Annotated in this window: 11 protein-coding genes; 4 read left to right on the top strand and 7 right to left on the bottom strand. The window is 31.7% G+C overall.

The features are described from left to right. Positions 1–247 precede the first annotated feature (247 nt). From CD155_RS02610 to CD155_RS02595, 4 genes are all read left to right on the top strand, one after another. A complete protein-coding gene (locus CD155_RS02610) occupies positions 248–2,218 on the top strand; it encodes a helix-turn-helix transcriptional regulator (RefSeq protein ID WP_103212434.1) in 1,971 nt (656 codons plus the stop codon). 35 nt (positions 2,219–2,253) lie between these two features. Further along, the gene (locus CD155_RS02605) at positions 2,254–2,982 is read left to right on the top strand and encodes a transcriptional regulator, SarA/Rot family (RefSeq protein WP_103212433.1); all 729 of its coding nucleotides are present in this window, start codon (positions 2,254–2,256) and stop codon (positions 2,980–2,982) included. A gap of 42 nt (positions 2,983–3,024) precedes the next feature. Beyond that, positions 3,025–3,348 (top strand): PH domain-containing protein, encoded by a 324-nt coding sequence (locus tag CD155_RS02600; RefSeq protein WP_070830316.1) that lies wholly within the window; start codon positions 3,025–3,027, stop codon positions 3,346–3,348. A gap of 362 nt (positions 3,349–3,710) precedes the next feature. Then, the gene (locus tag CD155_RS02595) at positions 3,711–4,052 is read left to right on the top strand and encodes a SarA family transcriptional regulator (protein ID WP_037541600.1); all 342 of its coding nucleotides are present in this window, start codon (positions 3,711–3,713) and stop codon (positions 4,050–4,052) included. Positions 4,053–4,163: 111 nt separating this feature from the next. Here CD155_RS02595 and CD155_RS02590 read toward each other — a convergent pair whose 3' ends face one another. From CD155_RS02590 to CD155_RS02560, 7 genes are read right to left on the bottom strand one after another with little or no spacing between them, the layout of a single operon-like run. Next, on the bottom strand, positions 4,164–5,000 hold the full coding sequence (locus tag CD155_RS02590) for an urease accessory protein UreD (RefSeq protein ID WP_103212432.1): 837 nt from the start codon (positions 4,998–5,000) through the stop codon (positions 4,164–4,166). Beyond that, positions 5,000–5,602, bottom strand: a complete 603-nt coding sequence (ureG, locus tag CD155_RS02585; RefSeq protein ID WP_103212431.1) for an urease accessory protein UreG — start codon at positions 5,600–5,602, stop codon at positions 5,000–5,002. The genes CD155_RS02590 and ureG overlap by 1 nt, the downstream gene beginning before the upstream one ends. Before the next feature lie 11 nt (positions 5,603–5,613). After that, on the bottom strand, positions 5,614–6,303 hold the full coding sequence (locus CD155_RS02580; protein ID WP_070871879.1) for an urease accessory protein UreF: 690 nt from the start codon (positions 6,301–6,303) through the stop codon (positions 5,614–5,616). Next, complete coding sequence (gene ureE / locus CD155_RS02575) at positions 6,296–6,748, bottom strand: urease accessory protein UreE (RefSeq protein ID WP_002443831.1); 453 nt, start codon at positions 6,746–6,748, stop codon at positions 6,296–6,298. The genes CD155_RS02580 and ureE overlap by 8 nt, the downstream gene beginning before the upstream one ends. A 13-nt stretch (positions 6,749–6,761) precedes the next feature. Beyond that, positions 6,762–8,477, bottom strand: coding sequence for an urease subunit alpha (gene ureC / locus CD155_RS02570; protein WP_103212430.1), 1,716 nt, complete (start codon positions 8,475–8,477; stop codon positions 6,762–6,764). 2 nt (positions 8,478–8,479) lie between these two features. Continuing rightward, on the bottom strand, positions 8,480–8,884 hold the full coding sequence (locus tag CD155_RS02565; protein ID WP_103212429.1) for an urease subunit beta: 405 nt from the start codon (positions 8,882–8,884) through the stop codon (positions 8,480–8,482). Between the two features lie 11 nt (positions 8,885–8,895). After that, a complete protein-coding gene (locus CD155_RS02560) occupies positions 8,896–9,198 on the bottom strand; it encodes an urease subunit gamma (protein WP_037541599.1) in 303 nt (100 codons plus the stop codon). Positions 9,199–9,344: the final 146 nt, after the last annotated feature.

Genomic DNA, 9,344 nt, shown 5'->3' with positions numbered 1-9,344 from the left:
TATAACGAATGAGTAAATAGAGTGGATATTAAAAGATTTATTAAGGATATTGAGGTAAAAATATTGAGTTAGGCTATTTAAATAAAAATGAAAATTGATATAATATTAATCTAATTTGTTACAGCTAAAATTTTGAACATTGTACAATTATTAGTGAAAAATAGATGTTGTCTAGTTAAATTTAGTTTTGACAGTCGGGGAGAAGTTTATTAAACAAAAACACATTAATACATCGCGAGGAAGACATATGAGAGATAATTATTCGATACGTGTTTTTAATCATTTAGCTATAGAAACAACTAAAGCGTTAAGTATAAGAGTATTCTACTGTTTAAATGGCAATTGTAAAATGACTATCAATTTACAAGAATTTGACTTAAGCAAAGATGAAATCGCATTTGTGATTCTAAATGATATTTATAGTATAGAAAGTAGTAAAGATTCGATATGCTGTGTAATCGACATACCTATTCATTTATATATGAGAATTACTGGGCATCATATTTTATCCAGTGGTTCAAAAATTGATAAAGATGAAAAAGGTAGAACTAAATATTGGATTTTAAAATTATTAGAAATGCATTGTATCCAGAAAACAGATGAAGTAGAAACGAATAAATTAATTCAATATATTCTTGTAGAATTAAGTACTTGTAAAGTTGAATATTTAAAGTTTAATAAGAGGATGTATTTTTCTGAAGAAGTTCATGAATATTTAGTCAACCATCACGATAATAAGATACATAAACAAGATTTGGTTAATGCAGTAAATATATCTAATCAAACACTTACGCATATGTTTAAGGAAACGCCTTTTCAAACATTTAATCAATATCTTAATCATATTCGATTAAAGTTTTGTCTTATCGATATTTTAACTACACATAGACCAATTGAAGATATAGCTATTGAGCATGGATTTCATCATTATTCTCGATTTATACAGTTATTTAAAGATACATATGGACAAACACCTAAATTGATTAGAAAAGATTATAGAACGACGTCTATCTTCCAAAATGAATCTGAAGAAATTGATTTAAATCGACATATTCTAAAGTTAGTGAGTTCAATACAAGAAACAACTCAGCATAAAATAGAAGAACGACAAATAAAGATGAAAGAAAGTCATGTGAGATATCATCCGTCAGACATCTACATTGAACAAAATAAAAGTAATTATTTTGATCAATTGTCTTTTCTAAAAATGAAACGAGCGCTAAATATCAATAAAAGAACGATACACTATATTGTAGAGTTGGATTATTTAAATATTTCAAAAGAAAGAGAAGTGTTTATCAAAGAGTTATACAAACTCTTACACTTTATTGCAGATTCAAATATGTCTCCAATATTTAAAATAACAACTCAAAGATCAGATGTATTTACTTCAAATGAAAAAATGTCTTTTAATCATGCATTAGATGTATTGTTTTTAGTATTAAGACAATTTAATCATCTTCATTTAGGATTTCTTATTGAAAGGGTAACAAGTCATTTTGTTGAACAACTTAAACAAATGATTAATAGATATTTTGAAGAGTATCAATTGATTTATCGATTTAAAAAGGGTCAATACGAAGAAGTAGATTTAACACAAATAGAATCAAAAGTGGATAAAATCATGATACCTGTCATGCAACTTGAAAGAGTAAACATTTCACTCTCCAAATTAATTGTTGAAGTAGATTGTTTAGTAAATAGTAAAGAAACGATATTAAATCAAACAATACTTAATCATTTTAAATTATTGATGACGCATTATGATAAATTGGGCGGATTAGTGTTACCACAATCTGAACAATATGAAATAACTAAAATAGTCAAACAAGAATTAAACTCGTTTCAGTTATTAACATATGTATTAAGTATGCTAAATCAGTTAAGAGGAAATATTGTCTATAGAAGCAATGAGATGATAATGACGCGATATAAACATGAGTATCAAGTGGTAACTTACTTTTTAAATAGTAAGGTAAAAATGAATGTGCATCAGTATCGATTAATTTTTTCAGATATTAAACAACTCAGCCATGCAGACACTGAATATATAGATATTCAACAATATGCGATGAATGAGAATAAAAGTCTGGACAATCTTATGCTGTATCATAACCAGCATTGGTTAGCTAAATTAAATAATAAAGACGTAATAAATTCTTCAATCGATATTCCTAAAGTTAGTATTGCCCACATCAAATTTCTTAGTTCATTGTAGAGCGTGGTTGATTGCTAAGAGAGGATTGTCATCAAATGCATCAACAGAAGATTAAAAGTTTTCTTGCGCACTTTGTATTAGATCACATATCAATAGAATATTTAAGATTTTCCTATTACTTAACAATAGAACAATTTAAACTATTACAGTTTATTTATCAATTTACTCATCATCACAGCGAAGGCTTAAGTTTGAATGCTATTATTTTTTACAAAAATTATAAAAAAAATCATTTACTTAAGCTCATTACCCATTTATATGATTTTAATTGGATTTCAAAAGAACGCGATCCATTAGATCAGAGGCGACTAGTCATTAATTTAACTCAGCATCAACGAGAAAAAGTATTACAAATGTTTGAAGATTTTAAAGCATTTCTAGAAATGAAGTCAAAGTCAATCAAGCATATACATCACTTCTCCATCATTCCATACTATTTTACGTGTCATGAACAATTTGAAGAAATTCAAAAATCCGCCAACTTTAAACACTTATCATTGGAAGAACTTTATATTCTAGGTTTACTTATTATTAACAACAAGCAAACCACTTTTAAAAATATTAAAGCACATTCGTTAAAAGGGATTGTTACAGTGAGTCCAATTATTAAGAAATTACAATTAAAAGGTTATGTAGATAAAAGTAGAAGTAAGGAAGATGAGCGAAATATCGTATTAACTATTAAAGAAGAGAAGGTACCTTATATCAAATCTACAATTGAGGAATGTTACAGATGTCTAGAAAAGGGAATAGAACAATTATAATTAAATTTATAATGAAAGATATAGCAAGGAGCGTAATTACTTATGATTCTAGACAATGTAAATCCAGACGATTTATTTCCAACTGAAAAGAAAGGACCATCAGTTTTAGGTGTGATTGAGTATAGCGTGCAAGGTCAAAATGAATTCGAAGGTGCTTTTATTGCCACGAATGAACGCTTAATCATGAATGTAGATATGAATGGTCAATTCTACTATAGAAATATTCGTTATGATGAAGTGAATCAAGTTGATTATGACGGTAAAGATATCATGTTTGAATTTAATATTGGGAAGGTCCCAATGAAACAAATAAAAACTGAGGATGTACAAGCGTTTGTAGATTACGTTAAGCAAAAGATTCAATAAAAACGTGTAGCTATTGATTTGAGAATAAACTTTGATGTCAAAATACCTTTTAATCATTCTTAACAAAATATTATGTGAAGTCCAATTAAACTGATAGGTAATATAAAAAATTTAAAAAATACGTTGGTGTAATTAGTGTTATATCATTTGGATTATAAATTTTAATTACATCAAAATCACTAATATAAATGTTTGGGTTTAGAAATAAATCTATAAATGCATATTGTAGTAATAAAAATATTGAATTTTTATACCTATTTGTTTAAAATGTATTTTGTAACATGGGCGGAGAAATTTTCGATTAGATAAAATACATGTGAACCTTTCTACAACAAGATGTGCATCAGAGGAGTGGTTTTAAAATGGGAAAAATAAAAGACATCAATGATTTGGTCAATGCTACATTTCAAGTGAAGAAATTTTTTAGAGATACTAAAAAGCAGTATAATTTAAATTATGAAGAAATTTATATTCTTAATCACATTTTAAAAAGTGAATCTAACGAAATATCTTCAAAAGAAATTGCTACATGTTCAGAATTTAAACCGTACTATTTAACGAAAGCATTACAAAAGTTAAAAGACTTGAATTTACTATCAAAAAAGCGAAGCGTGCATGATGAAAGAACAGTTATTGTATTTGTAACAGCAGAACAACGAGAGAAAATTAAAAAGTTAATTGCAGAATTAGAAAAATATATTTAATAATACTAGAGAACTGAAGTTTCATGTGTGTTTTAAGATGAAGATTTCTAAAAAAGACTAGGTATACTACCAATATAGTATACCTAGTCTTTTTAAATTGAACAAAATTATTTAGTATTTTCTTAAAAAATCAAGTTGACGATGATAAAGTCTTTGTGCAATGAAGGATTGAACATGTGTTAATATCTTTTCAATTGCTTGAGTGCGGTGTGCGAGTATTCTGATAGCAAGACCGTGAGTAGGTAATTGAGAAATGCCTAATCTACAATCCATTTCCTTTTCAAAATGAGAAATCGTGTCATAAATTTCATCTATAAAGTTCTGATTGACATCAGGATGAACGAAATACGCTGAACCTAGATGTGTATAATCTTCCATATAACCCATTGAGTCGATTTGATTCTTCTCGGGATTTAATAACATATTGTCAAAAGTGACTAATTCACCATCCATATATATTTCATTCACTAAATGCATATATTTATAGGTAAAGTCTTGGTCGTCGGAAGAATAACCAGGTGTCAAAATATCTGTGTAAAACATTGAACTTTCACTTTTCAAATTAAAGGTATTATGTTGATAGAATTTAGCATTCTCATAAGCAATAATAGGATCTGCTACAAATTCCATATATGAATTATTCTCTAAATTGAATGTCTGATATTGTTCTACACGGTCATTCAAAGTTTTATAAATTTTAGTTGCACCTTGTGATGTGAGTGTGACTTGTGCATTTTCTTCAAGATTTATATTTAAACGATATCGGTCGCCGTCTAAATATCCGCCACCTACATTTACAATGTAAAAGGTTGGAATTGTAGATTGGTTAAGATAGACAGGACGAATGACTTTCAGTGCTTTCTTGAAAAATATATCTCGTGCAACTGAACGTTTACCGTTATGAAATACTGTTAAGTCAAGTTCTCCTGTCCATTTAGATTGTGTCATTATGCTAACCCTTTAAGTAGTGTATCTCGTTCAATCCATTCAATTACTTCGTCTGTTTTCAAATTAGTGAAAGCGAAAGGTCGATTACCACGGAAAACTTTAGTATCTTCAGCCATTTGATTTAAAGATGCGCCTACATATGGTGCTAAATCTGTTTTATTAATAATGAAGAAATCAGATTTAATCATTCCTTGACCACCTTTACGTGGGATTTTTTCGCCTTGCGCAACATCGATGATATAAATTGAAAAATCAACAAGTTCAGGACTGAATGTAGCAGCTAAATTATCGCCACCTGATTCAATAAAAATGAGTTCTATATCATCGTTACGTTCTAAAAGTTCATCAATTGCTGCAAAATTCATAGAAGCATCTTCACGAATAGCAGTATGTGGGCATCCACCCGTTTCTACACCAATAATTCTATCTTCAGGTAATACGCCCGTATTGACTAATATTTTTTCGTCCTCTTTAGTATAAATATCATTTGTAATAACACCGATACTCATATCTTTTGATAGACGTTTAACGACTTTTTCAATTAATTGAGTTTTACCTGCACCTACAGGTCCGCCAATTCCAATTTTTATTGGTTCTGCCATAATCTGGCCTCCTATGAAATAAATATTCTTACATTAACATTTTCATGTTCCATTTGATTAAGTTCTAGACCTGGAGCGGTCATGCCAAAGTTAGATTCTTCTAAATCTATAATGTGATCACGTGTTCTTTCAATATATGGAATCATTTCTTTGACTACTTTTTGTCCAGCTGTTTGTCCGAGAGGAATAGCTCTTACAGCATTTTGCGTTAGACTTGAAACATTTTGATATAAATAGTAATCGATAATCGTATTGATATCGAGACCTAGGTGATGTCCCAGCATGGTAAAGCAAATCGCAGGGTGCAATTTCGCTTTTTTAAGTTTCATTTGATTATGATACCAATGAATCCAAGTCGCATCGTAAAGTTCCAATGCTAATTTAACCATACGTGTACCCATCTGCTTGGTACCCACACGTGTTTCTTTAGGTAAACTTTGTACGAAAATTTTTTGATCGATTTCTAGTATTTTGCTCTCGTTATTATTTTCTAGTGCGTCATATACGATTCTCATGGCTAAGCCATCAGCATACGTTAATTGTTCATTTAGGAATAGTTTTAACCAACGTGTAAATGATTCAGCATCATTGACTGTTTCTCGTTGTATATATGTTTCAAGTCCAAATGAGTGACTAAACGCACCGGTTGGAAATTGTGAATCACAGAACTGAAATAATCTCAATTTTTGATGATCAATCATGAGAATGTCCTATATGTCTAAAGGCTTGATTTACCTTTCTATCTTCGTGGCTATAAGGGATGCCTAGTTGTTTTAATAAATCTTCTACGAGATAGTCATATTGAACTAACATTTCAGTTTCTGTAAATTGAGCAGGGAGATGACGGTTACCAAGTTGATGTGCGATATCTCCCATTTCTTTAAGATTTCTAGGTTTAATAACTAATAAATCTTCAGAGTTAACGTCGACAATAATCATATTCTTATCGTCTTGGAATAAAATATCTCCATATTGCAAATCGATAGGTTGTTTTAAACGAATACCGATTTCATTGCCATGATCAGTTGTAACACGTTGGATGCGTTTAACTAAATCAGAATTTTCTAAGTAAACTTTTTCAACGTGCTTTTGCTTTTCTTCTGGAGATAAATTTGCAATGTTGCCTTGGATTTCTTCAATAATCATTTGTGCATGCCTCCTAGAATAAGAAGTATCTTTGAGTGAGTGGTAATTCTGTTGCTGCCTCACTGGTGATTTTTTTACCATCAACAAATACTTCATAAGTTTGCGGATCTACATCTAATTTAGGTGTAGCATTGTTGTTTTTCATATCTGCTTTAGACAGTTTACGAATGTTTTTAACGGGACGAACCATACGTTTTAAATTTAATTGACGATAAATACCATTTTCATAAGCAGTATTAGAAACGAAAGTCATTGCTGTATGTGTAATATTTCCGCCATATTGACCGTACATTTTACGATATTTTTGAGGTTCAGAAGTTGGAATAGAGCCGTTTGCATCACCATTAACCGCTGAATTGATAAGACCGCCTTTAACGATAAGCTCAGGTTTAACCCCAAAGAAAGCAGGTTCCCACATTACAAGGTCTGCAAATTTACCAGCTTCAACAGAACCTACGTATTCAGAAATACCATGAGTAATCGCAGGGTTGATAGTATATTTCGCAATATAACGTTTAATACGATTGTTATCATTATATTCTGAATCTCCTTCAAGGAAGCCACGTTGTGCTTTCATACGGTGTGCAACTTGCCAAGTACGAAGGATAACTTCACCAACACGACCCATTGCTTGAGAGTCTGAACTAATCATACTGAAGACACCCATGTCTTGGAGTACGTCTTCTGCTGCAATTGTTTCTTTACGTATACGAGAATCTGCGAATGCAATATCTTCAGGTATAGAAGCATTTAAGTGGTGTGTAATCATAACCATATCTAAATGTTCATCGACAGTATTTTGTGTGTAAGGTAGGGTAGGGTTCGTAGATGACGGTAGAATATTAGGGTGAGAAGCGGATTTAATTAAGTCTGGTGCGTGTCCACCGCCAGCACCTTCAGTGTGATACATGTGAAGTACTCGACCTTTAACAGCTTCCATCGTATCTTCCATAAATCCTGCTTCATTTAGCGTATCTGCGTGTAATGCGATTTGAATATCAAATTCATCTGCAACATCTAATGCATGACTTAATGCTGAAGGCGTAGCTCCCCAGTCTTCGTGTACTTTAAGACCAATAACACCTGCATGAATCTGTTCGATTAAAGCAGTGTGGTTAACGGCTTGACCTTTACCAGTAAATCCTACATTAATAGGTAATTCTTCAGCGGCTTCTAACATACGGTGAATATGCCATGGTCCAGGTGTTACAGTAGTAGCTTTTGCACCTTCAGAGGCACCAGTTCCTCCACCAATATGAGTTGTGATACCACTTTCAAGCGCAACTTCCGCTTGTTCAGGATTAATAAAGTGAACATGTGTATCAATACCGCCAGCAGTAACGATTTTACCTTCTGCTGCAATGACATCTGTAGTAGAACCAATAATAATATCTACGTTGTCCATAATGTCAGGGTTTCCAGCTTTACCAATTTTGAAAATGTAACCATTCTTAACGCCAATGTCTGCTTTGACAATTTTGTCATAATCAATGATAAGTGCATTGGTAAGTACTAAATCCGCAACGTTTTTATCGTCTCGAGTGACGTTAGGGTTTTGAGCCATACCATCTCTGATAGATTTACCACCACCGAAAGTAGCTTCATCTCCATAATTGGCATAATCTTTTTCAACTTGTGCAAAAAGGTTTGTATCACCTAATCTCACTGAATCTCCAACGGTTGGACCGTATAAACTTGTATATTGAGATTGTGTCATTTTAAAACTCATGATTACTTACCACCTTTTTTATTTGCGTTTTGCTCGCCTTCATCCCCGAAGACACCAGCATTTTCATCTTCCTTACCAGTAGGGCGATATACGCGTTCTTCATCTATATCTCCATTAACTAAACCACGGAATCCATAAATTTTGCGACGTCCAGAATATTCAACGAGTTGAATTACTTTTTCATCACCGGGTTCAAATCTTACCGCAGCACCGGCAGGAATATCTAAATGTTTACCGTAAGCTTTTTCACGATCAAATTTTAATGCCTGATTAGCTTCGAAAAAATGGAAGTGTGAACCAACTTGAATAGGTCGGTCACCAGTATTCTTAACCTCTAAGACTGTTTCAGGATGATGCTTATTTATTTCTATTTCAGTATTTTTAACTTTAATTTCTCCAGGAATCATTTTTGTCCTCCTTAAACTATTGGATGATGGACAGTAATTAATTTAGTTCCATCTGGGAATGTTGCTTCGATTTCTATTTCTTTAATCATACTTGCAACGCCATCCATGACATCTTCTTCATTTAAAATCGTTTTTCCATAGCTCATAAGTTCAGCAACAGTTTTACCATCACGTGCTCCTTCTAGTAGTTCATCACTAATTAAAGCGAGCGCTTCAGGATGATTAAGTTTAAGGCCTCGTGCTTTTCTGCGACGAGCGACTTCTGCAGCCACAACTATCATTAACTTGTCTTGCTCTCGTTGTGTAAAGTGCAAAATAATCCCTTCTTTCAAAAAAATTGCCTTGCAAAATTAATATTAAGACGATTTAATTAAATTAACAAGTAAAACGAGAAGAAAATTTTGGTTATTTATATAAAGATGGTTTAAACTTAGTATATATTTACCAATAAATATAAAAT

The organism is Staphylococcus caprae, assembly GCF_002902725.1.
GTDB classification, from domain to species: domain Bacteria; phylum Bacillota; class Bacilli; order Staphylococcales; family Staphylococcaceae; genus Staphylococcus; species Staphylococcus caprae.
The sequence above is the reverse complement of the archived record's forward strand: the minus strand, read 5'-3'. Positions and strand labels throughout refer to the sequence as shown.

Bases quoted from the DNA above. Each gene is read 5' to 3' on its own strand.
- CD155_RS02610 (WP_103212434.1), top strand. From the start codon at position 248: ATGAGAGATAATTATTCGATACGTGTTTTTAATCATTTAGCTATAGAA.
- CD155_RS02605 (WP_103212433.1), top strand. From the start codon at position 2,254: ATGCATCAACAGAAGATTAAAAGTTTTCTTGCGCACTTTGTATTAGAT.
- CD155_RS02600 (WP_070830316.1), top strand. From the start codon at position 3,025: ATGATTCTAGACAATGTAAATCCAGACGATTTATTTCCAACTGAAAAG.
- CD155_RS02595 (WP_037541600.1), top strand. From the start codon at position 3,711: ATGGGAAAAATAAAAGACATCAATGATTTGGTCAATGCTACATTTCAA.
- CD155_RS02590 (WP_103212432.1), bottom strand. From the start codon at position 5,000: ATGACACAATCTAAATGGACAGGAGAACTTGACTTAACAGTATTTCAT.
- ureG (WP_103212431.1), bottom strand. From the start codon at position 5,602: ATGGCAGAACCAATAAAAATTGGAATTGGCGGACCTGTAGGTGCAGGT.
- CD155_RS02580 (WP_070871879.1), bottom strand. From the start codon at position 6,303: ATGATTGATCATCAAAAATTGAGATTATTTCAGTTCTGTGATTCACAA.
- ureE (WP_002443831.1), bottom strand. From the start codon at position 6,748: ATGATTATTGAAGAAATCCAAGGCAACATTGCAAATTTATCTCCAGAA.
- ureC (WP_103212430.1), bottom strand. From the start codon at position 8,477: ATGAGTTTTAAAATGACACAATCTCAATATACAAGTTTATACGGTCCA.
- CD155_RS02565 (WP_103212429.1), bottom strand. From the start codon at position 8,884: ATGATTCCTGGAGAAATTAAAGTTAAAAATACTGAAATAGAAATAAAT.